Annotated in this window: 1 protein-coding gene; it reads left to right on the forward strand. The window is 42.4% G+C overall.

Annotation, left to right across the window (positions count from 1 at the left end):
- A partial coding sequence (locus ACYQ4S_RS13010) for a hypothetical protein (RefSeq protein WP_459771606.1) occupies positions 1-250 on the forward strand: 250 nt, incomplete at both ends.

Raw genomic sequence — 250 nt, forward strand, 5'->3', positions numbered from 1 at the left:
AATCTGACAGAAAGAAAGAGAGAAAAGGCGACAGCATTGGAGTTCACGCTCCCCTGTCTTCTTTTCTCTCTCACCAATACATAATGAATTATACCTTACTCTCCCCAAATAATAAAGACTTTCTTCTCGCCTTGTCGCACTTAGGCAGTACCCGTTTTTATCAAGGTCTTCAAACGGCCTACGACCGTTTCTTCAATGATTTCTTATCTATGCATCCCAGCTGCCCCAAATGTAATCATACAGCCATCGT

Source organism: Alkalibacterium sp. s-m-28, from assembly GCF_054658175.1.